The 24254-nt window shown below is 70.9% G+C and carries 24 protein-coding genes; 7 read left to right on the top strand and 17 right to left on the bottom strand.

The window, feature by feature from the left end:
• Positions 1 to 23: 23 nt before the first annotated feature.
• The gene (locus QFZ26_RS06030) at positions 24 to 836 is read right to left on the bottom strand and encodes a class I SAM-dependent methyltransferase (protein ID WP_307040213.1); all 813 of its coding nucleotides are present in this window, start codon (positions 834 to 836) and stop codon (positions 24 to 26) included.
• Positions 837 to 946: 110 nt separating this feature from the next.
• Between QFZ26_RS06030 and QFZ26_RS06025 the strand changes: the two genes are divergently transcribed.
• Complete coding sequence (locus QFZ26_RS06025; protein ID WP_307040211.1) at positions 947 to 1906, top strand: FKBP-type peptidyl-prolyl cis-trans isomerase; 960 nt, start codon at positions 947 to 949, stop codon at positions 1904 to 1906.
• A gap of 87 nt (positions 1907 to 1993) precedes the next feature.
• Here QFZ26_RS06025 and QFZ26_RS06020 read toward each other — a convergent pair whose 3' ends face one another.
• The 3 genes from QFZ26_RS06020 to QFZ26_RS06010 all read right to left on the bottom strand — a co-directional run bounded on the left by QFZ26_RS06020 (position 1994) and on the right by QFZ26_RS06010 (position 5958).
• Positions 1994 to 2818 carry an energy-coupling factor transporter transmembrane component T gene (locus tag QFZ26_RS06020; RefSeq protein WP_307040209.1) on the bottom strand — a complete coding sequence of 275 codons (825 nt, stop codon included), beginning with the start codon at positions 2816 to 2818 and terminating at the stop codon, positions 1994 to 1996.
• Entirely contained in the window at positions 2815 to 4545 is a 1731-nt protein-coding gene (locus tag QFZ26_RS06015) for an ABC transporter ATP-binding protein (RefSeq protein WP_307040207.1), read from the bottom strand. Before QFZ26_RS06015 ends, QFZ26_RS06020 begins: the two co-directional genes overlap by 4 nt.
• A gap of 99 nt (positions 4546 to 4644) precedes the next feature.
• Positions 4645 to 5958 (bottom strand): glycosyltransferase, encoded by a 1314-nt coding sequence (locus QFZ26_RS06010; RefSeq protein ID WP_307040205.1) that lies wholly within the window; start codon positions 5956 to 5958, stop codon positions 4645 to 4647.
• A gap of 285 nt (positions 5959 to 6243) precedes the next feature.
• Between QFZ26_RS06010 and QFZ26_RS06005 the strand changes: the two genes are divergently transcribed.
• Complete coding sequence (locus QFZ26_RS06005) at positions 6244 to 6660, top strand: transferase (RefSeq protein ID WP_307040204.1); 417 nt, start codon at positions 6244 to 6246, stop codon at positions 6658 to 6660.
• Positions 6661 to 6746: 86 nt separating this feature from the next.
• Here the strand turns inward: QFZ26_RS06005 and QFZ26_RS06000 are convergent, their stop codons facing one another.
• From QFZ26_RS06000 to QFZ26_RS05965, 8 genes are all read right to left on the bottom strand, one after another.
• On the bottom strand, positions 6747 to 7088 hold the full coding sequence (locus QFZ26_RS06000; protein WP_307040202.1) for a YciI family protein: 342 nt from the start codon (positions 7086 to 7088) through the stop codon (positions 6747 to 6749).
• A 92-nt stretch (positions 7089 to 7180) separates the two neighbouring features.
• A complete protein-coding gene (locus QFZ26_RS05995; protein WP_307040200.1) occupies positions 7181 to 8218 on the bottom strand; it encodes an SDR family oxidoreductase in 1038 nt (345 codons plus the stop codon).
• Positions 8215 to 8751, bottom strand: a complete 537-nt coding sequence (locus QFZ26_RS05990) for a DUF2231 domain-containing protein (protein ID WP_307040198.1) — start codon at positions 8749 to 8751, stop codon at positions 8215 to 8217. The genes QFZ26_RS05995 and QFZ26_RS05990 overlap by 4 nt, the downstream gene beginning before the upstream one ends.
• Before the next feature lie 349 nt (positions 8752 to 9100).
• Complete coding sequence (locus QFZ26_RS05985; protein WP_307040196.1) at positions 9101 to 9625, bottom strand: RNA polymerase sigma factor; 525 nt, start codon at positions 9623 to 9625, stop codon at positions 9101 to 9103.
• Positions 9622 to 10290 (bottom strand): hypothetical protein, encoded by a 669-nt coding sequence (locus QFZ26_RS05980; protein WP_307040194.1) that lies wholly within the window; start codon positions 10288 to 10290, stop codon positions 9622 to 9624. The genes QFZ26_RS05985 and QFZ26_RS05980 overlap by 4 nt, the downstream gene beginning before the upstream one ends.
• A gap of 41 nt (positions 10291 to 10331) precedes the next feature.
• Positions 10332 to 10739 (bottom strand): GntR family transcriptional regulator, encoded by a 408-nt coding sequence (locus QFZ26_RS05975; RefSeq protein WP_307040192.1) that lies wholly within the window; start codon positions 10737 to 10739, stop codon positions 10332 to 10334.
• Positions 10736 to 11791 carry a hypothetical protein gene (locus tag QFZ26_RS05970; RefSeq protein WP_307040190.1) on the bottom strand — a complete coding sequence of 352 codons (1056 nt, stop codon included), beginning with the start codon at positions 11789 to 11791 and terminating at the stop codon, positions 10736 to 10738. The genes QFZ26_RS05975 and QFZ26_RS05970 overlap by 4 nt, the downstream gene beginning before the upstream one ends.
• An 83-nt stretch (positions 11792 to 11874) precedes the next feature.
• Positions 11875 to 13278: a hypothetical protein gene (locus QFZ26_RS05965; RefSeq protein WP_307040187.1), complete on the bottom strand. Its 1404-nt coding sequence runs from the start codon at positions 13276 to 13278 to the stop codon at positions 11875 to 11877.
• A gap of 62 nt (positions 13279 to 13340) precedes the next feature.
• On the opposite strand from QFZ26_RS05965, the gene QFZ26_RS05960 reads away from it, so the two are divergent.
• Positions 13341 to 15095, top strand: coding sequence for an alpha-glucosidase (locus QFZ26_RS05960; protein WP_307040185.1), 1755 nt, complete (start codon positions 13341 to 13343; stop codon positions 15093 to 15095).
• Position 15096: 1 nt separating this feature from the next.
• Here QFZ26_RS05960 and QFZ26_RS05955 read toward each other — a convergent pair whose 3' ends face one another.
• Positions 15097 to 16149: an LLM class flavin-dependent oxidoreductase gene (locus tag QFZ26_RS05955; RefSeq protein WP_307040182.1), complete on the bottom strand. Its 1053-nt coding sequence runs from the start codon at positions 16147 to 16149 to the stop codon at positions 15097 to 15099.
• Between the two features lie 231 nt (positions 16150 to 16380).
• On the opposite strand from QFZ26_RS05955, the gene QFZ26_RS05950 reads away from it, so the two are divergent.
• Both QFZ26_RS05950 and QFZ26_RS05945 read left to right on the top strand, forming a co-directional pair.
• Positions 16381 to 17910, top strand: a complete 1530-nt coding sequence (locus QFZ26_RS05950; RefSeq protein ID WP_307040180.1) for an FAD-binding oxidoreductase — start codon at positions 16381 to 16383, stop codon at positions 17908 to 17910.
• A gap of 78 nt (positions 17911 to 17988) precedes the next feature.
• Positions 17989 to 19173 carry a baeRF3 domain-containing protein gene (locus QFZ26_RS05945; RefSeq protein ID WP_307040178.1) on the top strand — a complete coding sequence of 395 codons (1185 nt, stop codon included), beginning with the start codon at positions 17989 to 17991 and terminating at the stop codon, positions 19171 to 19173.
• A 62-nt stretch (positions 19174 to 19235) separates the two neighbouring features.
• Here QFZ26_RS05945 and QFZ26_RS05940 read toward each other — a convergent pair whose 3' ends face one another.
• A complete protein-coding gene (locus QFZ26_RS05940) occupies positions 19236 to 19601 on the bottom strand; it encodes a hypothetical protein (protein ID WP_307040176.1) in 366 nt (121 codons plus the stop codon).
• A gap of 133 nt (positions 19602 to 19734) precedes the next feature.
• On the opposite strand from QFZ26_RS05940, the gene QFZ26_RS05935 reads away from it, so the two are divergent.
• A complete protein-coding gene (locus tag QFZ26_RS05935) occupies positions 19735 to 20733 on the top strand; it encodes an LLM class F420-dependent oxidoreductase (RefSeq protein ID WP_307040174.1) in 999 nt (332 codons plus the stop codon).
• Positions 20734 to 20799: 66 nt separating this feature from the next.
• Here QFZ26_RS05935 and QFZ26_RS05930 read toward each other — a convergent pair whose 3' ends face one another.
• On the bottom strand, positions 20800 to 21393 hold the full coding sequence (locus QFZ26_RS05930; protein WP_307040173.1) for a TetR/AcrR family transcriptional regulator: 594 nt from the start codon (positions 21391 to 21393) through the stop codon (positions 20800 to 20802).
• A gap of 117 nt (positions 21394 to 21510) precedes the next feature.
• Here QFZ26_RS05930 and QFZ26_RS05925 point away from each other — a divergent pair, with 117 nt between their 5' ends.
• Positions 21511 to 23010, top strand: coding sequence for a DHA2 family efflux MFS transporter permease subunit (locus tag QFZ26_RS05925; RefSeq protein WP_307040171.1), 1500 nt, complete (start codon positions 21511 to 21513; stop codon positions 23008 to 23010).
• Positions 23011 to 23229: 219 nt separating this feature from the next.
• Here the strand turns inward: QFZ26_RS05925 and QFZ26_RS05920 are convergent, their stop codons facing one another.
• Both QFZ26_RS05920 and QFZ26_RS05915 read right to left on the bottom strand, forming a co-directional pair.
• A complete protein-coding gene (locus QFZ26_RS05920; protein ID WP_307040169.1) occupies positions 23230 to 23739 on the bottom strand; it encodes a hypothetical protein in 510 nt (169 codons plus the stop codon).
• Between the two features lie 215 nt (positions 23740 to 23954).
• On the bottom strand, positions 23955 to 24233 hold the full coding sequence (locus QFZ26_RS05915; RefSeq protein WP_307040168.1) for a glutaredoxin family protein: 279 nt from the start codon (positions 24231 to 24233) through the stop codon (positions 23955 to 23957).
• Between the last annotated feature and the right edge of the window lie 21 nt (positions 24234 to 24254).

Below are 24254 nucleotides of genomic sequence, written 5' to 3'. Positions count from 1 at the left end.
TGCACCACTGACCAGCGGAGTGGTCAGCCCCGACGACGGCCGACCGCGATGAGCGTCGTGATGTCGATCGACGTGACGCCGCGCTCCTCGAGGGCCGCGACGTAGCGCTCGCGCACCCCGGAAACGGCCTCCTCGTCGAGCTCGCCGAGCACGAGGCGCAGTCCCGTGCCGAGCACGAGCGCCCACGCGAGCTCCGGCGTCAGGTCGAGGTGGCGCTGCACCGCCTCGGCGCGCACCTGCACGAGCCCGAGTCCGGTGAGCCACTGCGCGAGGCTGCCGGGCGTGCCCGCGGTATCGATCGCGGGCGACGTGAGATCGCCGAGCTCGGATGCCGCATCCTCGGGCAGCGCCGACACCAGCAGCTCGGGCAACGGCTCGAGAGCTCCCTCGGCCCACACCGTGATCGCCACCCGCCCCCCGGGGTGCGCCCGCTCGATCAGGTGGCGCGTACCGGCATCCATGTCGTCGAAGAAGAATACGCCGAGCACGCACTGGACGAGGTCGTAGCCCGTCGGTTCCCAGCTCGTCACGTCGGCGACGTGGAACCGCAGCTGCGGCATCCGCTCACCGGCCCGCTCGCGTGCGAGGTCGACGAGCGGCTCGGCGAAGTCGACCGCGTCCACCACCCCGCCGACACCCACGAGCTCGGCGGTGGGGATGGCGGATGCCCCGTCGCCCGAGCACGCATCGAGCACGAGCTCATCGAACCGGGGATGCGCCCGCAACACCGCCGCGGTCGAGATCGGATCCCACAATGGATCGTCGAGCGCCGCGAAGGACGCCGCCGCAGCGGCGAACCCCCCGGCGAAATCTGGCTCCCTCGTCGTGTCCCCCATTCGCCCATTGTGGCGCTGATCGGCCCTGATCGCGGGGATTCAGGCAATCGAAAGCAGAACCGTGCAGACTGGTGGGACTTGTCTTTCGATCGAAACGAGAATCCCCCATCATGAACCGTGCACTGCGCCGCTTCGCGCCCGTCGCGCTCGCCGCCGCCGCAGCAGCCCTGCTCCTCGCCGGCTGTAGCGGCGATCCCGCGCCCGAGCCGACCGAGACTCCCGAGGCCGCGGCCTGCATGGAGGTCGAGTCCGGCTCGCTGAGCGATGGCGTCACCGTCGAGGGCGAATTCGCCGGGTCACCGACCGCCACGTTCGCAATGCCGCTCGAGGCCGACGAGATCGAGCGCACCGTCGCCATCGAGGGCGATGGCGACGAGACCGTCGCAGGCGACCCGATGAATGTCGTCGTCTCCGCGTTCTCCGGCACGACCGGCACGAAGCTGTTCTCGCAGCCCACCACGATGACCGTCGGCGACCCGCAGGTGTTCGAATCCTTCCTCGCGGGCATCGACTGCGTCCCGGTCGGCTCGCGCACCGTGACCGTCGCGCCCGCCTCGACGCTCTACGGCGAAGAGGGCAACGAGACCATCGGCGTCGCACCCGGCGAGACCGTCGTCATCGTCGTCGACGTCGTCGAGGTGCAGAAGCCGCTGACCCCCGCCGAGTGGACCGAGAACGTGCCCGAGGTGGAGTTCGGCGCCGATGGCGAAGCTCCCACGGTGACGCTGCCCGCCACCCCGCCGCCCGCCGAGTACCAGCTGAAGGTGCTCGAAGAGGGCGATGGCGACACGGTCGGTGCCGGCGACACCGTGACCCTGCACTACCAGGGCACGAGCTGGGACACCGGTGAGATCTTCGACCAGAGCTACGGCGGCGAGCCAGCCGCGTTCGCAACCGACGAGGTCATCCAGGGCTTCGGCTCGGCGCTCGTCGGCCAGAAGGTCGGCACGAAGCTCATCGTGACCATCCCGCCGGAGTACGCATACGGCACGGATCCCGCGGCGGCCGACCTCGGCGGCCAGACGCTCGTGTTCCTCGTCGAGATCGAGGGCACCGAGCCCGCCGCGTAGCGGACACATGAAGAAGGGCCGGGCGACGTGTCGCCCGGCCCTTCGTCGCGTGCGGGGCAGCTGCCAGGTGGGGCGAGCGTGAACGCGTCAGCGGCCCGAGGCCCACCACACGATGAGGGCGCTCGCCACGAGGAACGCCGCCACGAACGCGGTGTCGCGCGCCCGCCACGGCGAGAGCTGCCGCTCGGTGCGGGTGGGGTGCGCGCCGAACGCCCGCGCGTCCATCGCGAGTGCGACCCGCTCGGCGTGGCGGATCGCCGACGCGAGCAGTGGCACCGCGGTGCCGACCATGCGTCGCAGCGACGCGATCGGGCCGCGCCCGGCATCCGTTCCGCGTACGCGATGCGCCGCCCGGATGATCTCGAGCTCGTGGCCGAATCGCGGCACGAACCGTAGCGCCGCGAGCGCGGTGTAGCCGATGCGGTAGGGCACGCGCAGGTTCTGCACCATCGCCCGCACGAGTTCGGGGCCGGTCGTCGTGACGCCGGCGATGAGCGAGAGCAGCAGGATCGCGACGATGCGCAGTGAGGTGGCGAGGCCGACGAGGTAGGCGGCGAGTGTGAACTGCCACTCGCCGATCGAGAAGAGGGTGACGGATGCCGCGTCGGTGCCCGCGACGCTCGCCGGGTCGACCCACACGCCGAAGCTCACGCCGAGCAGCAGTGCGACGAGAGGGATGCCGAGGAGGAGCGCCGCGACCACCCGCCCCGGGAGGCGTGACCCGGCGAGCAGCACGACCATCGCGAACACGGCGATCGCGAGCGGCAGGACGATGCCCCGGCTGAACACGACGAGCAGCATGACGGGCACGGGGGCGGCGAGCTTCGCGAGCGGGTTGAGCGCCGCGAGGAGCCCGCGGCGGCCCGGCGGCCGCTCGGCGAACGGGTCGACGGCGACGGATGCCGCGGTCACGTGGCGGCTCCCGAGGTGACGGGCAGCTGGGACATCCGTGTGACCCCATGCCAAGCGGGGTGGTGCTCGAGGCCGCGCGTCGCACGCGCGAGCGGCGGATGCCGGAGGCCCGCCTGCTCGACGAGCGGCCCCGCGAGCGTCTCGGCGGCAGTGCCGACTCCGAGGAGTCGTCCGCCCTGGAGCACCGCGATGTGGCTGGCGTACTCGGCGACGAGCTGCAGGTCGTGCGTGACGACGATCACGGTCGTGCCCTCGTCGTTGAGGGCGCGGAGCATGTCGAGCAGCTCGGATGCCCGCGCCCGATCCTGCCCGAAGGTCGGCTCGTCGAGTGCGAGCACCGGGGCACCCGCGATCAGCGCCGTGCCGACCGAGAGACGCCGCTTCTGTCCGCCCGAGAGCAGGAACGGGTGCTGGTCGCGGAGCTCGTCGAGACCGAAGCGGCGGAGCATCCGCTCGACCGCAGCATCGGCCGTCGCGGCGTCGGCACCCTGCAGGCCGAGCCCGTGCGCGAGCTCCTCGCGCACGGTCGGCGCGATGAACTGGTGCTCGGGGTTCTGGAACACGAAGCCGATGCGTCGGGCACGTTCGCGCGTGTCGGCTCGCCACGGGTCGATGCCGAGCACCTCGACGGTGCCCGCCGGTGCGGGAATCACGCCGGCGAGCGCCTGCAGCAGCGACGTCTTGCCCGCGCCGTTCGTGCCGACGATCGCGAGGAAGTCGCCGGATGCCACGTCGAGGTCGACCTCGTGCACGACGACGGGTCCGCGTCGTCCGCCGCGGCGCACGGAGAGGTTGCGGGCGCGGATGGCCCCGGCGGCCTCTGCGTGCGCTCGCGAGTCGCGCGGGCGACCGGTACTCGGCGCGGGCAGTGCAGGCTGGGCGTCGAGGGCCGCCCCGAGCTCCGACGGCGTGAGCGGCAACGGGTCGAGGCGCACCCCGGCATTGCGCAGGCGCAATGCGGCGAGCGTCGACACGGGCAGCCACACGCCGAGGGCGAGGAGCTCGTCGGCGTGTTCGCTCAGGGTCTCGCGGGCGGGCCCGTCGATGATCAGCCGCCCGTCGGCGTCGAGCACGATGACCCGGTCGACGAGGTCGACGGCGGCGTCGAGGTTGTGCTCCACGAGCACGACGGCATGCTCGCGCTCGTCGGCCAGCTCGCGCAGCACCGCGTACACCTCGTCGATGCCGGCCGGATCGAGGTTCGCGGTCGGCTCGTCGAGCACGAGCACGGGGGCCGCCATCGCGAGGGCGCAGGCGATCGCGAGCCGCTGCCGCCCGCCGCCCGAGAGGCGATCGGGGTTGTCGGCCCGCCGGTCCCAGAGGCCCACGAGCTTCAGCGCACGCTCGGCACGCGCGAGCACCTCGGCGACCGGCGCGAGCTGGTTCTCGGGAGCGAAGCACACCTCGTCGAGCACCGTGCCCGTGACGATCTGCGCGTCGGGATCCTGGAAGACCATCGCCACGTGTTCGCTCAGCACGCCGACCGGGTGCTCGCGACTGTCGAGTCCCACGACGCGCACCGTGCCCTCGAGCTCGGCCGGCACCGCATGCGGCACGAGTCCGTCGAGTGCGAGCGTGAGCGTCGACTTGCCGCAACCGCTCGGTCCGAGCAGCAGCACCACCTCGCCGCGCGCCACCGAGAACGACACGTCGACCGGGGTCGATCGCGTGGCGCCCGCATGGCGGATGCTCACGCGGTCGAGCTCGAGAAGCGGTGCAGGGTGCATGGGCGCGGCCAAGTGGTGTCGGTCGGCGGAGGGGCCGCGTCGCGGCATCCGTGGTTCTCCCGAAAGCCTAACCACCGGCCTCGCGACGGTTGCCGCGGCTCAGCCGACCGGCGAATCGAACCGTCGGCGAGCGGAGATCGCGGCGGCTTCGAGCTCGCTCTCGATGAGACCGAACGTGTCGTACTCGTCGATGCGGGCCGCGAGTGCGGCGGCGCGCTTGCGGAACGTCGGGTCTGTGAGCACGCGATCGACGGCGGCGCGAATCGCACGCGCCGTTGGGGTGCCCGTCTTCAGGCTCACCCCGACGCCGATCCAATCGGCACGCATCGACACCTCGGGCTTGTCCTCCGTGTCGCCGGCGGCGACGAGGGGCACGCCGTGGCTCAGCGCGTACTGCACGCCGCCGAACCCGGCGTTCGTGACGAACACGTCGGTCTTCGGCAGCAGCAGGTCGTACGGCAGGAACTCGGCGGCGCGCGCGTTCGCGGGCAGTTCGCCGAGCTCGGACACCGGCCTGCCGCCGGTCGCCACGACGACGAGCACGTCGCGATCGGCGAGCGCGTCGAGGGTCGGACGCACGAGCCGGACGAAGTCCTTGTTGTCGATGGTGCCCTGGCTCACGTGCACGACCGGGCGGTCGCCGTCGAGCTCGTGCCACCACTCGGGCAGCGGTCCGGCGCTGGGGGCGGGCGGCAGCACCGTGCCGACGAAGCTCACGTTCGGCGAGAGGTCGCGGCGGGGATACTCGAACTCGGCTGGGGAGAGCTGGAGGAAGCGGTCGAACAGGCGCGACTGGTCGAGCACGAAGCTGCTGAGGTCGGGTCGGCCGACTTCGTGCATCACGCGGTTGGCGAGCCGCTGCGTGTCGCGGAACAGCACACGCTGCACGAGCAGGTTGAGCGCCCGGTTGCGCAGGCGGCCGAAGAACGACGCACTCGGGCGGAGTCCGAGCCCGTAGGGCGCGACATCCGCGCTCGACTGGCTCAACGGCACCACGCCGGCGGCCAGCACCGGCGGCCGCGACGAGGGGCCGTCGAGCAGGAGCGGCACGACGCCCGCGAACGCGGATTCGACCAGGATCGCGTCGGGCGCGAGCCGGGCGACCGCGCGCTCCAGTGCCCGGGTCTGCTCGGGGACGGTCTTCACGAAGATGGTCTGGATGTCGTACTGCAGTCTGCCGATGCCACGGTGGTGATCGCGCTCGGGAAGGTGCTCCTGGATGACGCGATCGTCGAAGTCGGCGATGCCCGCGAACGAGCGGTGCGCGGCGCCGACGGCCTCGACGGCGGCGCGGAATCGGGAGCCCGTGAGCACGGTCACGGTGTGGCCGCGGCCGACGAGGTCGCGGGCGATGGCGATCATCGGCGCGACGTGCCCCTGGATCGGGCTCGAGCAGAGGAGGTAGTTCGACATGGTGGTCTTCCGGGTGAAGGTGGCCGCCCCGCACGCCGGGGAGCCGTGCTCGATCGGGAGTCGTGCACGAGGAGCGAAGCTATCGGTGTCGAGGATGCCTCAACAAGTGATTCTGCCCTGATTCGGTGCTGGCCCGTTCGCATTTCAGGGCTGACACCGAGATCGGTGCAGGGCCACCCCCGCGTCGGCGCTCGCGTTGTCGCATCTCGCTAGGGAATGCGCGGATCGTTTGGGGTGTTGTACCAGTGTTCGGACGTGGAGCCACCACGCCGGAAGGAGGAGAACGTGGGCATCAGCTATGTCGAGTTCGAAGACGAAGCCGGGGTCCTGCGTCGCTACCGCAAGCACGTGAACGGCCGTGGCCTCGTCGCCACGACCGCGAAGGTCGACCCGACCGCCTTCGTCGACCCGACGGCCTACGTCGACCCTGGCGCAGAGGTGCAGCGCGGCGCGCAGATCGGCCCGGGCGGCTGGGTCGAGGGCGACGCCATCGTCGCCGAGCGCGCCGTCGTGGGCGTGAACGCGCACGTCGGCCGCCGCGCCGTCGTCGGCCGCAACGCGGTCATCGGCCCCTACGCGAGCATCGGGACCGACGCCAAGGTGCAGAACGGTGCACGCGTCCCGCGCGAGGTCACGATCGCCGACGGCGACGAGTGGCGCGCCTCGAGCGACGACCTGCGCCGGCTCGGCCTCGCCGCCTGAGCGGCGCACCGACCGCGCCACACCAAGAATATGACGGATGCCCCGGGCTGCTGCCCGGGGCATCGCTGTGTTCGTGGTCCGTCCGTTCAGTGCAGCAGGGCACGGACCTCCACGGCCGAGAACGTCGTCTCTTCGAGCCTGCCGGCGATCTCGACCGCTCGATCCACGCCCTCGACCTCGACGAGGTAGAACCCGCCGACCCATTCCTTCGACTCGGTGAAGGGCCCATCCGTGACGAGCAGACGGTCGTCGGCGCGTCGCACCACCTTCGCATCTTCCGTACTCAGCTCGTTCGAGAGCACGAGCTCGCCGGAAGCGGTGAGGTCGGCGAGCAACTCGCGGTGGGCGGCATCCAGTGCACCCCTGCCGTGCGAGGACATCTCGTTCCACGCGTCGTCATTGCCGTAGATCAACAGCAGGTACTTCATCGGTGAGCTCCAATCGATGTGCCGAATCATCCGTCACCAAGCCGACGAACGGCAACCTCTGAATTCGACACGTGTGCGTGGAGCTTGCTGGTTCATGTCCGGCCGCGGCCGCGGCGAAGCGCCATCACCCCCATGGCGGCGACGGTCAGCATCGCCGTTCTGACGATCGCCGGATGGGGCGCGAGCGCCCTCGTGTAGATGCTGGTGGACTTGGATCGTTCGCCGAAATCGCCCGTCGTCCTGCCGGGCCCCGTGCTCGCCGTGAACAGGTTGTCGACGCCGTCGTCCGGCCGGTCTGTCCGCTGGCCCGCCACGGCGTCTCCCGGGCCGGCCATGTACCAGTCGGTGAGGCGGGGGCTGATCCGCTGGAGAACGGCGAGGAGCCGACCCGCGAATCCCACGTAGACCTGCCGCACGGGGCGCTGGGCCGCAGCCACGATCGCCTCGGCTGCGACCTGCGGCTCGTAGATGCGTCCGACCGGCTTGGGCTTCACGCCCAGCTTCGAACGGGCGTGGTTGAACAGCGGCGTGTTCATCGACGACGGCAGCACGTCGACCACCTGCACGGGTGAACCCGCGGCCTTCAGCTCGAGCCGGAGCGCCTCGCCGAAGCCGACCACCCCGTGCTTGGCCGCGCAGTATGCGGCCTGCAGCGAGATGGCGCGCTCGCCGAGTGCCGAGGAGACGTTGATGATCGAACCGCCCGACTCCCGGAGGTAGGGCAGCGCCGCCTTCATGCCGTAGATCTCGCCCATCAGGTTGACCTCCACCACGCGATGGAGCTCGGCAGCGTCCATCTGCTCGACCGTGCCGTAGGTCGAGACCGCGGCGTTGTTCACCCAGGTGTTGATGTGCCCGAACCGCTCCGCCGCGCGCGATGCCAAGTCGGCGACCTGCTCGAAGTCGCTGACATCGGTCACGACCGGAATCGCGTTGCCGCCGAGCCGGTCGATCTCATCGGCTACCGACTGCAGTGCCGCCTGATTGCGCGCCGCGGCGACCACGCTCGCTCTACGGCGGCCGAACTCGAGGGCGGTCGCCCGCCCGATTCCTGATGAAGCGCCCGTGATCACGACGACGTGCCGGGCGAGGTCCTTCGGCCGGAGGTCGGGAGCCTGCTGCGTCATCATCGTTGCCGGGAACCTTCACCTGCGGCGGGGCGGAAACCCTCCGCCTGGGTGCCCTCGTCGGCGACCCGCACGCCGTAGTGATAGGCGAGCTTGCCGCCCAGCCAGCCCGAGACACCGAGCGCCGCGAGTCCGATGATGGTCAGCACGAGTCCCGTGATGTTCACTTCGTCGTGATCGGATGCCGCGCGCACGAAGTAGTTCACCGCGAAGAGCACCACGACGCCGAGGTTCAGCGACATGTGGATCAGGGCCGTCCGCTTCGCAGGAGTGCCGGAGGCGATGCCCGTGAAGTCGATGAAGCCGAAGATCGCCGCGAGGAGCGCGCCGATGATGCCGATCGCGATCAGCACCTGCGCGCCCAGCGCGAACGGCGTCGGGTCTGCGGCGCCGAGGCCCATCAAGTCGAAGATGAGGCTCGCCACCCACGTGCCGATCGGGATGGTCACGAGGATCGGATGGAACGGGTGGCCGTATGGCCCTGCGAGCGCGGTGCGCGGCTGCTTGGCTCGCTGGAGCGGAGTGTTGCTGTCCACGATTCCTCCTTCGGTCCGAACGCCATCGTGGCGCCGAGAAGAGCGTGCGTGTCACTCGTTTCCGTTCTAACGCGCGGCCCTGCGGGCAGGGGAGCCCCTTGACATGGGCTATACGAGCGAGCAGCACGAAGGCGCCCACCAGGGAGACTGCGCTCGGCGCCGCGAGGGCGTACGCCGCAAGGCCGCTCGCGAGCAGCAGCCGAGGACGACGAAGATGGCGACCGGTAGCGGCGGGCGATCGCTCGTCACGCGACGGGTTCGTGGTCGGTGTTGAGGAAGTGGGCCGTGATATCGATCGACTGGGTCGGCGGCAATGTGATCGCGGCCGGGTCGATGGGTTGGGCGTTCATCATGCGTTCCCTTCGTACTGGTGTTCCCGGAGGAGTTCGCGGAGCCGGATGCGGGCTCGTTGGAAGCGACCGCGAGCGGTGGACTCGCTGATCCCGAGGATCGTGGCCGCCTCGAGCACGGTGAAGCCATCCCAGAGGACGAGTCGCACCAGTTCGGATTGGTCTGCAGGGATGGCGTCGAGTGCTGCGCGTACATCGAGCACCTGCCCGTCGACCTGCTCGGTCGGGACTGTCTCGAGGTGCGCGCGCAACTTCCCGGTGAGGTCGGCGTGGCGGCCCTCGCCACGGGCGGCGTTGGCGAGCACTCGCCTCGCGACGCCGAACAGCCACATGCGGGCCTGTTCTGGGTCTGCGGGCATGCGATCTCCTCGCCGCCAGGCGACTACGAACGTCTCACTGAGCAGATCGGCAGCGTCGGCCGCCACCCGCACTCGCCTGCCGAAGTAACTGAGCAGGTCTGCGGCATTCGCCAGGTACGCGCGCTCCAGGTGCGCCGCTGCGGCCGAGCGCTTTCGACGCTTCATTGCGTGGGGCCGTCGCTCGTGTCGCCGCACGGGCCTGCCGCCGCTTCCAGCGAAACTCCGTGCTGCAGATGGCCGGCACGTTCGAACTCGGCGGAGAATCGGTCGAACATCACGTCGGTCGCGGCACCGGACAGTGTGGCTGGTGGTGGCGTGGTGCTGCCCGCCAAGGCCGCCGAGCGTCGAGCAACCTCCTCTGCGAACGCGGTCTGGATCTCGCTCTCTGTGATGGATGCGATGAGCGGTTCCCAGTCGTGCCCGGTCAGAAACTTCCGCGCCTCTTCGGTTCGCCGATCCGCCTCCTCGTTCGAAATGTCGTGGTACTCGGGAATCACCCGAATGAAGACCTCGCACAGGCCGGGTTCGGATCCGTCTCCAAGCTCGAAGCTGCGCTGGGCGACGACGTCTGGCGTCCAGCCCAACCACGCGAACACCGCCGGCCCCGCCGTCGCAGCGGTGACGCCGAGGCCGAGAACGCCGATCCCGAGGGCCGTGCCCCCGAGGAACCCTCGGAGGCGCGAGATCCGTGCGCGCTCGCGTGTCTGCGCCGCGACCACGGCTCGCGCGACGGCCGCAGCCTGCTCCGCAACTGCCGAGTCGTCCCCGAGCGGCGGCGGTGCAGCATTCCGCACCACCTCATCCACCCAATCCATCAGTGATCCCTTCATGGAGTGCCCTCATGAAGGACATGTCCGGAATGGGGTGGTTCTTAACTCGTCGGGCCCGTTTCGTCCGGCTGGGCTGCGGCGCCTGATTCCGCCTGCCAGACGGCCCGCAGCACGTCGATGACGTCGTCGACTCCGATCCCAGCCGATTTCGAATCGGTCACGAGGTCGCGAATGCGCCGAACGACCGACCGGGGGAGCGCGGCCGCCGACTCGGCGACGCGCGTGCCGGCAGCGGTGCGGGTGATGACGAGCCCGTCTCGCTCGAGCAGCTTGTATGCCTTGGCCGCAGTGCCCGGTGCCACGCCGAGGTCGCTCGCCGTCTGCCGGACAGTCGGCAGTCGTTCGCCCGCGCCGAGTTGACCCGAGACGATGAGGCCCCGGAACTGGCGGTAGATGTCGAGTGCCGGGCTCGCCTCGTCGGTCGGCGGCAGGATCGGCTGGGCGGTCATCGCGCGGTCTCCGGATGCGTCGTTCGCTCGGTTCGCACGGTCGAGGACGCGAGAACCCGCACGCGACGCGGCCGGCTCGCGACGAGCAGGAGCAGCGCGAACGCGGTGATCTCGACGGCGGGAGCGAGCCAGCCGACAGCGACCGCGAACTCCGCGTATCGCCAGGTCATGTCGTAGGAGTCTCGGCGCCCGTCGTCGACGATCACCAGCTGCGAGAGCGAGCCCGCGCGGGCGATGAACCGCCACGCGCCGGCGAGTGCGAGCAGCACGCCGGCCGTTGCGATGCGCACAACCGCGGACGCGACCTCGGCGCGCGCTGCCTGCTCGGCCCCGACGGTGTCGGGCCGGATGAATGGGCGTACCGCGTTGCTGCGGAGGGTCGCCCAGGTCGCCACGGCGAGTGCGGCGAGGCAGACGATGACCGGCACGCCGAAGTCCCACCCGTAGAACCACGGGCGGATCGGGTCGATCACCTCGTTCGGCACGCGGAGTTCGAGGTGGATGAACCGGCCGCGCCCATCGGCCGAAGATGCCAGCCCGGCAGCGATGGTCGTCACGAGCAAGGCGACGAAGGCGGCGGCCGCGCCGAGGAGGCCCGCCTCCGACCCGAAACTCGTCCACGTGCGACGCGCCGCCGACACCACCGGCTGCTCGGGCGGGGTGGTTCCCCTGAAGAGGATGAGGCCTAGCACCACGGTCAGGCAGAGGGCGGCGGCGAACAACGGCGTGGCGTACTGCCACCACTCGACGATGTCCGAGAGGTTCAACACGTAGCCGCGTACGACGTTCTCGACGGCGAACACCACGATGACAGCGATGGCGCCGACGCCGAGTGTGCGGTGCTCGGGCAGGTATCGCGCTGCGACCGCGGGTTCCGCAGCAACGTTGTGCGGTGCGGTGCGACCGCGCTCGCTGCGCAGCCGTGCCACGAGGAGCGTGCCCGCGACGATGAGCGAGGCGACCACCAGAGAGAACAGCGGAAGCGTGAAGGCGATGGCCACAAGGTCGGACAAGGTGATCGCGGTGATCGAGGTGATGAAGTGCTGCCACATATCGGCTCCGTCTCGCTTTGTTGTGTCATATGTATAACACAACTTGTGACATCCGATGAGTACAAGCCTCGTGGCGGCGACGGCTACTCGAGTGCGCAGGGCAACTGCACGCGGATGCTCGGCCCACCGCCGAACTCCGACGCGGTCAGGTACACCGTGCTGATGAGACCACCGGCAGTACCCTCGGCGGCGATGCCGTTGTCGGGGTGGTACACCGTGAGCGAACGTGAAGACCAGTACCGGTCGACGAGCTCGAAGAGCTCCTCGTCGGGCGTCGACGACGCAGCAGTGGTCACCACGACCTCCGACACGACGCCGGGGAAGCCGTCGGGATGCTCGCACCGGCGGCGTTCGGGTGGATAGGTCGTGGCGATCGTGAGCCCGAGCTCCGCCGCAGTGCCCTCGACCAGCGCGAGCCCCTCCGCCTCGGCGGTGGCGATGTCCGGGGCCCGCAGCGACTCGTCGCGCTGCGGGCCGGCATAGTCGGCGACGCGAGCGGTGAGGATGTCGCGCGCGTAGGCCACGGCGTCGCCCGCGTCGATGACATACGCGTCCTCCGCGATCGTCAGGATGACGAGCATGCCGCCGGGGCCTGACGCCCGGCCGAGCGCCGGATACCCGATGCGATCGTCGAGCGGCTCGAGTGCCCCGTCGAAATCGGGCTCGCGGAGCATCCCCTCCATCAGGTCGCCCGCTCCGGGCACGATGTAGAGCCGTCCGCCTTCGAGCGCGCACGCCACCACTCCAGCGCCCTCGACGATCAACCGTGAGAACTCGGGCAGCGCGTCTGCGGGCATCCCGCCGGGTGGTGCAGTCGGTGCAATACCGTTGCAGTCGGCTTCGCCGGTGACCGCCGGCCAGTCGAGTCGCTCAGGACCGGCCTCAGCGACCGCCGCGAAGGCGGGTTCGGCGACCGCGGCGAGCCGGTCGAGCACGAGCTCGTCGTTGACCGCTGCGAATCGCGACACGCTGTTGAACGCAGGCCACTGCAGCCTCACCTGCATCCACACGCCCTCGACCGAGGCGGCGACCACGCACTCGAATGCCCAGCCCCGGCATGCCGCGACCGCGTCGTGGCCCCGGATCGACGTCGACGAGGCGATCGGCTCGCCGTCGGCGTCTCGCACGTTCACGGCATCACCGTCGTACGGAATCGCCTCGACCGAGAGGTAGCCCCAATCGCTCGTGAAGTCGACGGCGGGCGCGCCGGCGTTCCACGAACAGCGGAGACCGCCGGCGGCCGGCAGGAGCATCGGGAACGGGTCGAACTCGAGCGGTGGCATCGCCGGCACGGGGCTGGGCTCCACGCCGGCGACGTCGGTGAGTGCGGCGGCGACGAGGTCGTCGGACGGCACCAGCTCATCGCAGCCCACCAGGTCGACGTCCGCCTCCCGACCGGTGGTGCCGCCCGTGCCACCCGCGCAACCTGAGAGCAGCAACAACACGGCAAGGGCAGCGGTCACGCTTCGTCGGGTCCCGGTCGGCACGAGACGACCGTACGGCGTCGTGTGGCTCGCACACAATGCCGCCCGGCCATACGCTGGAACCCATGTCGACTCCAGCAGCGACCGAGACGACCACCGCGACCGACAGCACCGCCCCCGACTGGTGGAAGTCGGCCGTCGTCTACCAGGTCTACCCGCGGAGCTTCCAGGACTCCGACGGCGACGGGATCGGCGATCTCCGCGGCATCCTGAACCGGCTCGATCACCTCGAGCGGCTCGGCGTCGACGTCGTGTGGCTCTCACCGATCTACCGCTCGCCGCAGGCCGACAACGGCTATGACATCAGCGACTACCAGGACATAGACCCGGTGTTCGGAACGCTCGCCGAGTTCGATGAGCTGTGCGCTGCGATGCACGCGCGCGGCATGAAACTCGTCATGGACCTCGTGGTGAACCACACGTCCGACGAGCATCCGTGGTTCGTCGAGTCGCGCTCGAGCCGCGACAACCCGAAGCGCGACTGGTACTGGTGGCGGCCGGCCCGCGACGGGATGGCGCCCGGCGCACCGGGAGCCGAGCCCACCAACTGGGAGTCGTTCTTCAGCGGTCCGGCCTGGCAGTTCGACGAGGCATCCGGCGAGTTCTACCTGCACCTCTTCGACGTGAAGCAGCCCGACCTCAATTGGGAGAACTCCGAGGTGCGCGCCGCCGTCTACGAGATGATGCGCTGGTGGCTCGACCGCGGCGTCGACGGGTTCCGCATGGACGTCATCAACCTGATCTCGAAGCATCCGGAGCTGCCCGACGGACCCGTGCGCGAGGGGCGCCGGTACGGCGACGGATTCGCCTACTACGCGGGCGGGCCGCGCCTGCACGAGTTCATGCAGGAGATGCACCGCGAGGTCTTCGACGGGCGCGACGGGCTCATCACCGTGGGCGAGACGCCGGGTGTCACCGTCGAGGAGGCCCAACTGTTCACCGACCCGGCGCGGCGCGAGGTCGACATGGTATTCCAATTCGAGCATGTGGGCCTCGACCATGGAGTGTCGAAGTTCCGCCCGCGCGTGCTCGCGCCGGGGGAGCTCGCGGCCTCGCTCACCCGCTGGCAGGAGGGCCTCGCCGAGATCGGCTGGAACAGCCTTTACCTCTCGAACCACGACCAGGCGCGCTCGGTGAGCCGATTCGGCGACGACGGCGACTTCTGGCGACAGTCGGCGACGGCGCTCGCGACGATGCTGCACCTGCAGCGGGGTACCCCCTACGTCTACCAGGGCGAGGAGCTCGGCATGACGAACGCGCCGTTCGCCACGATCGAGGAATACCGCGACGTCGAGTCGCTCAACGCCTACGCCGAAGACGTGTCCAGCGGCACCGCGATGGCCGACGCGATCGCCGGGCTCCGCGCGATGAGCCGTGATCACGCCCGCACCCCGGTGCAGTGGAACGACTCGCCGAACGCCGGCTTCACGACCGGCAGCCCGTGGATCGGCATCAACCCGAACCACGATCGCATCAACGCGGCCGCCCAGTACGACCATCCCGACTCGGTCTTCGAGTACTACCGCCGGCTCATCGCCCTGCGGCACGAGTTGCCGGTCGTCGCCCACGGCAGCTTTGAGCGAGCGGATGCCGGGCACCCGGCGATCTTCGCGTTCGAGCGCCTGCTCGGGGCCGACCGCCTCCTGGTGGTGGTGAACCTCTCGGGCGCCGAGCACGCGGTGGCGTTCGCGCCCGGCTTCACCGAGCGCTGGCACGACGCCGAGCTCCTGTTGACGAACTCGGTGACGGATGCCCCTGCGCCCGCGCCTGGCGCGCTGCTCGGCCCCTGGGAGGCCGCCGTCTACGCCAGCTTGTCCTGACTCAGCCGGCGAGCAGCTCGCCGGCGAGCAGCTCGAGCGTCTGCTCGCGCCCGGGCGTGGCGTCGGCCGGCTCGGCGTCGTACGAGCCGCCGATCGGCGAGACCATGACCTCGTCGATGCCGTGGCGGGCGGCGAGGGTCCGCAGCTCGGACGCCGCGCCCGCGGCATCCGCGATGATCCAGCGCTTCTCCATGCCGGCGATGAGCTCATCGCCGATCGAGTCGAGTGGCGCCGCGGCGGCCTCCTCGACGGTCTCGAGCGCGCGCATCGGGCGGTTCGTGCGCAGGCGGGCCATCGAGTGCAGCTGGGGCAGCGCACGCGCCCTGGCCTCTTCGAGGGTGGGCGCCACCGACGCGTTGACGGTGAGGAACGTCTCGGGCACCGGATGCGCCTCGCTCGGCTGGTACTCGGTGCGGTACAGCTCGAGGGCACGCTCGAGGCCCTCGCCCGAGAAGTGGTTCGCGAACACGTACGGGAGGCCGAGCGACGCGGCGAGCTTCGCCGAGTAGTCGCTCGATCCGAGCAGCCAGAGCGTGGGGACATCCGTCGCCGCCGGCGTCGCCGTGATCGCGTACTCCCGGCCGCTCGTAAGGCGCAGCGACGCTCCGTCGGGCGAGAGGAGTGAGAGGATGTCGGCGACGTGCTCGGGGAACCGGTCGACGTCGGCGGTGGGGCCCGAGATGCGCAGCAGCTGCGTGATGACGGGGTCGCTGCCCGGTGCGCGGCCGATGCCGAGGTCGATGCGGCCGGGCGCGAGCGCCTCGAGCGCCGCGAACTGCTCGGCCACGACGAGCGGCGCGTGGTTCGGCAGCATCACGCCGCCCGAGCCGACGCGGATTCGCTCGGTGCGCGCCGCGATCGACGCGACGAGCACGGGCGGCGTCGTCGATGCCACCGACGGCATGTTGTGGTGCTCGGCGAACCAGTAGCGGGTGAAGCCGAGCCGGTCGGCGAGCTGCGCGAGGCGCACGGATGCCGCGACGGCACCGGCACTCGACTGGCCGCTGCGAACGGGAACGAGGTCGAGCACGGAGAGTCGGAGGGAGGCAGTCATCCCTCATCGCAACCCCGACGTCCCGCACGGTATTCCGCCCGCACGCCGCCCGCACGCCGCCGCAGGCAGCGGGAGAACCCTGAGACGGGTGGAGGGGCACCCCTGACGCGGCGAGGATCCCCCGGGCATTGGATGTGTGATGCGACGCGCGTGCCGCTGGGAAGATCCCGCGGCCGTCCGACTCCTCCGGGAGCGACTGGGCCCGCGGCGCGATACCCGAAAGGAAGACTCGTGAACACCCCTGTGCCCCTCAGCGCGCGATCGAGCGCTGCGTCCCGCGCCGACCACCCCTCTGCGCAACTCGCCCCCGTCACCGACATCACGGAGGCCCGTCCGCCCCACGCGGACGCCGACGCGGCGCTCGCGCTCCGCGATGCCCTCGAGCTCCTCGGCGCGCGCCTGGCCGGCAGTGTCGTGATCCCCGGCGACCCCGCCTGGGACGAGGCGCGCTCCGCGTGGAACCTCGCCGTCGACCAGCGGCCGGTCGCGGTCGTCGTCGCGAAGAGCGTCGCCGACATCGCGCACACCGTGCGCACCGCGAAGGGCCTCGGCCTCGCGGTGGCCCCGCAGGCGACGGGGCACAACGCCGGCCCGCTCGCTGCCCGCAATGGGCTCGCGGACGCGATCCTCCTGCGCACCTCCGAGCTGCGTGGTGTCGAGGTCGACCCCGGCGCGCGTGTCGCCCGCATCGAGCCGGGCGCGCTCTGGGGGGACGTCGTCGCGGCCGTCGCGCCGCATGGGCTCACGGCGCTCGCCGGCTCGTCGCACGACGTGGGCGTCGTCGGCTACACGCTCGGGGGCGGCCTGAGCTGGCTCGCCCGCTCGCACGGCCTCGCCGCGAACCAGGTGCTCGCGATCGAGCTCGTCACCGCCGATGGCGTGCGTCGCCGCGTCGACGCGGCGCACGACCCCGAGCTGTTCTGGGCCCTCCGCGGCGGCGGCGGAGACTTCGGCGTCGTGACGGCGCTCGAGTTCCGCGTGTTCCCCATCGCCGAGATCGTCGCGGGCACCCTGTTCTGGCCGATCGAGCGCGCCGAGGAGGTGCTCCAGGCCTGGGCCGCCTGGACCGCCGGCGTGCCCGACAGCGTCACCTCGGTCGGTCGCGTCCTGCGCTTCCCGCCGATGCCCGAGCTTCCCCCGTTCCTCTCGGGAAAGTCGTTCGTCGTCGTCGAGGCGGCGATCCAGGAGGAGCCCGCGCGCGCCGACGAGTTGCTCGCGCCGCTTCGCGCCCTCGCGCCAGACATGGACTCGGTGCATCCGCAGCCCACCGCCGAGCTCCTGCAGCTGCACATGGACCCGCCCGCCCCCGTGCCCGGCAACGGCGACGGCATGCTCCTCACCGACCTGTCCCCCGCCGCGGTTCGCGCCTTCATCGCCGCGGTGGGGCCGGATGCCCCGACCACGCTGCTCTCCGCCGAGATCCGTCACCTCGGCGGCGGCGTCACCCCGCACGCGGCCCACGCCTCGGCCCCGGATCGCGGCGCCCCCGAGCCGGGCGTGGTCGCCGGATTCGACGCCGGCTACCTCGTCTTCGGGGTGGGCATCCCGATGCCGGGCGGGGAGGACGCGCTCGCGGCATCCCTCGGCCGGCTGCTGTCTCGCATCGAACCGTGGCGCGCCGAGGTCGACTACCTCAATTTCGCTGAGCACGAACGCCCCGCCGAACGCCTCTTCGGCGACCGACTTCCGCGGCTTCGTGCGGTGAAGGACGCCGTCGACCCCACGGGCGTCATCCGCTCGAACCATCCGGTGCGCCGCTGAGGGGTGTCGCTCGAGCCCATGCCTTCATAGGCTGGGTTCGAGCGGCACGGCTGTCGCCCGACTCCGGGGGAGGAACGTATGACAGTTCACTACGAATTGCCCACCACGTCCGATTTCGCGGCGCTCGCGGGTCCACGCTATCCGGCGATCACCATCTACGCGTCGACGTCGCCGGTGGTGAGCGAGCGCGAACGCGCCGAGGTCGCCGTGAAGAGCTCCTTCGATGAGGCGATCGAGCAATTGAAGGCATCGGATGCCTCGGGCACCGACCTCGCGGCCGTCCGCGCCGAACGCGCGCGGATCCTCGGCGACCAGCAGTTGTGGGGTTCGCTCGCCCGGTCGATGGCGATCTTCGTCTCACCGGGATTCAGCGAGGTCTTCGTGCTGCCGAACCAGCTCGACGACGCGCTGCACGTCGGGTCGCACTTCACGCTCGGTCAGCTCCTGCGGGCGCCGAGCCAAGACCAGGAGGCCTACGCGGTCGCCATCTCCGCCAACGAGTGGTCGCTCTGGCACGCCACGCCGACCGACCGTGCCACCCAGATGGAAGTCGACCCGTCGCTGCCGAAGAACGCCGACGAGGCTTCCAACCGCGAACCGGGCGACGTCGGCAACCGGCGCGTCGGCGGTCACGGCGACCGTGGCATGAGCGAAGACGACCGCCGCTCCGGCGCGATCGACATCTACGCGAAGCGCGTCGCCGACGCCGTGCGGCAGGTGCTGCAGGTGCACGACCCCGACGAGCGCGTGCCGCTCTTCGTGTTCGCGGCCGAGCCGACGCTCAGCCAGTTCCTCGAGCGCGCGCGCAACCACCGACGCATCGCGCCGGTGCCCGGAGCCCCCGACCGCCTCGGCGCCGCCGAGATCGACGAGACCCTGCGTGCGCAGCTCTCGAGGCTCAACATCAGCGAGGCCGAGTCGGCCCTGCACGGACTGAGCGAGGGCAGCGCGGGGCGCGTCGAACGTGATCTCGCCGCGATCGGTCGGCTCGCCGCCGACGGTGCCGTCGAGACCCTCTGGTTCGACTTCACCACGTCGGTGAACGGCACGCTCGACCACGAGTCCGGCGCCATCGAGTTCGCCACCGGCAACGGCACCGGCGAGAACCTCGGCGACGGCACGCACGCCGGCGACCTGCTGCCGCAGCTCGCGCTGCTCGTCATGTCGAAGGGCGGCAAGGTCGTGACCGTGCGCAGCGACGACCTCGACGGCACGGTGTGGTCGGGTCCGGCCATGGCCGAACTGCGGTTCGCGCTCGGATAGTCGGCAGGAACGCGACGGATGCCGCGGCGCAGCGCCGGGGCATCCGTCGATCGGTTCGCCTGCTATCGGCCCGACAGCGTCCGGATGCCGCGCACCGATGTGGCGCGCTCGCGCAGCGGCAACACGAAGCCCTCGCGCCAGCGGAAGCGGATGACGACCTCTTCGGCGTGGGCGTCCTCGATCATGGCCTCGACCGAGGTCTCGAAGAGCACCCGGGCGCGCGGGTTCGCCGGCGGGACCTCGCGCACTTCGAGCCACAGGCTCTCGGGGTGCGGGACGACGCCCGGGTTGGCGGCGACGAGCTCGAGACGCCAACCGGGTGTGGGGCAGACGCCCTCGCCGGTGACGTGGATCAGGCGGGTATCAATGGTCTGGATGACGGTCGCCTCGAACGAGGCGGCCGTGTAGACGCAGTGCTGACCGTTCATGGCGCCGACGCTACGCCGCAGGCGGCGCGGCGGCCTCAGGGCTGGCGCTGAGATCCCGAGCCTTGCTCAGGTCTCGGGTGTCACGTCAGGAAGCGCTTTCCGAGCGGATGCCGCGGCACGTAGGCTTGCTCGCATGCGATTCGGAATGTTCGTCCCCCAAGGCTGGCGTCACGACCTCGTCGGCATCGACCCGTCGGAGCATTGGGCGGTGATGAACGGCCTCGCCGCGCACGCCGACGCCCCCGATTCCCCATTCGAGTCGATCTGGGTCTACGACCACTTCCACACCACGCCGGTGCCGAGCGCGACCGAGGCGACCCACGAGGCATGGTCGCTCATGGCCGCCTACGCCGCCTCGACCTCGCGGGTGCGCATCGGCCAGATGTGCACGTGCATGAGCTACCGCAACCCCGCCTACCTCGCGAAGGTCGCCGCGACGGTCGACGTCATCTCGGGCGGGCGCGTCGAGATGGGCATCGGCGGTGGCTGGTACGAGCACGAGTGGCGCGCCTACGGATACGGGTTCCCGCCGATTCCCGAGCGTCTCGGCCGCCTCCGTGAAGGCGTCGAGATCATGCACCAGGCGTGGACGACGGGTGCCGCGACGCTCGACGGCGAGCACTACCAGGTCGACGGCGCGATCGTGCAGCCGCAGCCGCTGCAGCCCGGCGGCATCCCCTTCTGGATCGCCGGCGGCGGCGAGAAGGTCACCCTCAACATCGCCGCGAAGTACGCGTCGTACACGAACTTCACCGGCACCACCGAGGAGTTCGCCCACAAGAGCGAGGTGCTGCGCGGCCACTGCGAGCGACTCGGCCGCGACTTCTCCTCGATCACGCGGTCGTCGAACTTCAACACCGTGATCGGCACGGATGACGCGGATGTCGCGCGCCGCCTCGACGCGATCGAGGCGCGACTCGCGCCCTTCCTCGGCGCGGAGAAGATGGCGAGGTACATGGCGGATCTGCATGGGCCGACCGCGGCCGTCGGCACCCCGTCGCAGGTGGCGGCGAAGCTCGCCGAGCGCCGCGAGCTCGGGCTGGGGTACTCGATCCACTACTTCCCCGAGGCAGCCTACGATCGCTCGGGGCTCGAGCTCTTCGCCGCCGAGGTCGCGCCCGCGCTGCGGTAGGTCCGCCGGGTACATCCGGTGGCGAGGTGACCCTGAGCCGGCGCGGGTGTGACGGCTGGTGGCTCGCTAGCGGATGCCGCGCATGAGCAGGGCGAGCAGCCGCGGCAGCTCGTCTTCGCCGCTGCCGCGCGCGGCGCGGTCGGCCGCCCAGGCGAGCGAGCCCGACATGACGAAGAGGTCGCGCGCCGTGACATCCGCCGTCACTGCGCCCTGGTGCCTCGCCTGCTCGAGCAGGCGGGCGGTGGCGTCGACGAGCGTGCCGCACGAGGCTCCGAGGGGCGACTTCTCGTTGCTGAGCGACTGCGCGATCGAGTCGGCGAGGCCGTCCCAGGTGTTCGCGTGACGGGCGAGGGCGAGCATCCACTCGTCGAGGGCTGCGCCGGCGTCATCCGCCTCGAGCAGGCGGGCGCCGAGCTCCTGCAGCTTGTAGCGGCTCTCGACGAGCGCCGCCTCGAGCAGGCAGTCGCGGTTGGGGAAGTGGCGGTAGAGCGTGCCGGGGCCGACGCCCGCGCGACACGCGATGTCATCGAGTGAGGCGTGCGTGCCGTGCTCGGCGAACGCCTCGCCGGCGACTCGCACGATGGCCTCGTAGTTGCGCCGTGCGTCGGCGCGCATGGGCCGCGACGGTGCGGCGGCTTCGACGCTCACTGTTCCTCCCACGGGTCGATTCTCGACCAGGTGTTGACAAAGCGGAGACTGTCTCCGTATTGTCATTCGACAAGGGGAGACTCTCTCCGGATATCCACACTATCTCAGCGAGACCAGGAGCACCACTCAATGAGCGCAGCCCCACCCATCGACATCGCACCACTCTCCACCAGGCTCACGGGCCGCACCCTGCTCGGCCTCATCGTCGTGTTCGTCACCCAGCTCATGCTCGTCGTCGACGCCAGCATCGTGAACGTCGCGCTCCCCCACATCCAGGCCGAGCTCGGCTTCACCGCCACGAATCTCTCGTGGGTCGTCACGTCCTACGCGCTCGCGTTCGCCGGCCTCATCCTCCTCAGCGGCCGCATCGGCTCGATGATCGGGGCGCGGCGAGCGCTCATCATCGGCACGGTCGTCTTCATCGCGGCATCCGCGCTCGGCGGCTTCGCCGTGAACCCCGAGATGCTCGTCACCGCACGCGTGCTGCAGGGCATCGGCGCCGCGCTCGCCGCCCCGTCGACCCTCGTGCTGCTCATGGCGAACACGGTGCCCGGGCCGCAGCGCAATCGCGCGATGTCGCTCTTCGTGCTCGCCGCCGGCTCGGGCGGTGCCATCGGACTGATCCTCGGCGGTGTGCTCACCACGAGCCTCGGCTGGGAATGGGTGATGTTCGTCAACGTGCCGATCGGCCTCGTCATCGTGGCCGGCGCGTTCGCGTTCCTCCGCGAGACGAAGCGGAGCAGCGCCCGTCTCGACTTCGGCGGCGCGCTGACGTCGACGCTCGCGATGGTCGCGCTCGTCTACGGGTTCACGGTCGCCGCGGAATCCGGATGGCTCGACCCCCACACGATCGCCGCGTTCGCGATCGCCGCCGTCTCGCTCGTCGCCCTCGTGCTCATCGAGCGGCGCCACGCGAGCCCGGTCGTGCAGCTCCGCTACTTCCGGGCGCCGCGCACGGCAGTGCCGTTCTGGACGATGCTCTTCGTGCCCGCCGGCATGTTCGGGTTCTTCTACTTCGCGACGCTCTTCACGCAGAACGTGCTCGGCTACGACCCGCTCGGCACCGGACTCGCGCTCCTGCCGTTCGTGGGCAGCATGCTCATCGTGAACCAGTTCACGCCGCGCTTCGTCGCACGCCTCGGCGAGCGGGTCGTCGCCCTGACGGGACTCACGCTGCTCGCCGGCGGCATGCTCTGGATGGCGCAGCTCGGCACCGCGAGCACGTTCCTCACCGGCATCCTCGCCCCGGCGATCGTGCTCGGCTTCGGCGCGGGCCTCACCTTCGCGCCGATCACGTCGATCGTGATGGCGCAGGCGCCCTCCGACGAGACGGGGCAGGCCTCGAGCCTCCTCCAGGGCATGCAGCAACTCGGCGGCTCGATCGGCGTCGCGGGCCTCACGACGGTGTTCGCCGCCGTGACCGTGAGCGGCGGCGAGGCGCGTGGCATCGCCGCGGCGCTGCTCGGCGGCACGGCGTTCCTGACGATCGCGCTCGTGCTGTTCGCAGTGTGGGGTCGCCGCGCGCCGGCCGCGCAGTCGACGGATGCCGCCTCGGCTGATGCACCGAGCGACACGCTCGAGCTCGGCGACGCTCGCGAGCCCGTGCTCGCGTTCGCGCCCGCCGACTGAGGCGGGGGCGCCCTCGAGGGGTGGGCGCCGGCGGGGCGGGTTCCGAGGCTTCCGGAGCCCGCCCCGCTTCTGCGCGCCGCGGCGTGGCGGCGCCGTCGGCGCCGCACCGGCATCCGCTGGTCAGTCGAGCGCCTTCTGGGGCACCCGAAAGGCGCTCTGCTGACCAGTAGAGGGCGAGCGGAGTGCGGCGACGGAGACGTCGTCAACGCGTGAGGCGAGTCAGCGGCCGGTGACGGCGGGCTCCGGAGCATCCGTGATCGCCGCGACCGGGTAGGGCAACGCGAGCAGGTCGCCTTCGCCGAGATCGGCGGGCAGGTCGAGCGAGGCGGGCGCGGTGCGTCCGCTCGTGGTGACCAGCATGGTCGAAGCCGGACGGGCGACCGATGCGCGTCCGATGAGCCGGGCCTCCTGCCAGGCGGGGGCGAGTTCGTCGAGCTCGGCATCGATCGTGACCGAGCGGCCGCGGGCGCCGACGGATGCCTCGACGACGCGCACCACGACGACGCCCGCGTGCGCGGCATCCGATGCGGTGCGACCGTGCGTGCCCGGTTCGGCGGCGCGTCCGACGTGCACCGCGGGCGTGCCGAACACGTCGGCGAGGCGCACGAGTGACACGCCGTCGACCCGCACGTCGGTCGTGGTGGGGACGCTCGCGTGCGGCCAGAGGTCGGCGTCGATCGGATCGGGGATCGAGCGCCGGAGCGTCGGCAGCAGGCGGGTGAGCGTCATCGGAGACCCTGCGTGCGGGCGGAGGCCCGGGCTGCCTGGGGCATGCCGCGTCTCGCGGAGCGGCGTACGCCGTGCTTCGCAGCGCGAGTCGAGGGCATGCCTCAGTTCTACGCCGGGCGAGGCCACGGCGCACGATTGTTACGCCGCCCGACAGACCGCCGGCCGCGGCCGCCCGCCGCCGGGCGGTGCGGGACGCCGGTCACCTCGCTCGCGGGCTACGCGGCGACGGCCTCGTCGAGCTTGGCGGCGAGCTCGGCATCGGTCGGCTCGGTGAAGTGCGTGCCGTCGGGGAACACCACCACTGGGATCTGCGTGCGACCGCTGATCGCCTTGGCGCGGTCGGCGCCGTCGATGACCGCCTCGAGGTCGACGTAGTCGTAGTCGATGTCGCGCCGGTCGAGCAGCGCCTTCGAACGACGGCAGTCGCTGCACCAAGCGGCGCCGTACATCGTGATGCGGGCAGGGTAGCGGTCGGATGCTGCGGGGGAAGTCATACCCCTAACGTACGTAGAGAC

It is taken from the genome of Agromyces ramosus (assembly GCF_030817175.1).
In the GTDB taxonomy this organism is placed as follows: domain Bacteria; phylum Actinomycetota; class Actinomycetes; order Actinomycetales; family Microbacteriaceae; genus Agromyces; species Agromyces ramosus_A.
This window is presented reverse-complemented; position numbering and strand designations above follow the sequence as displayed.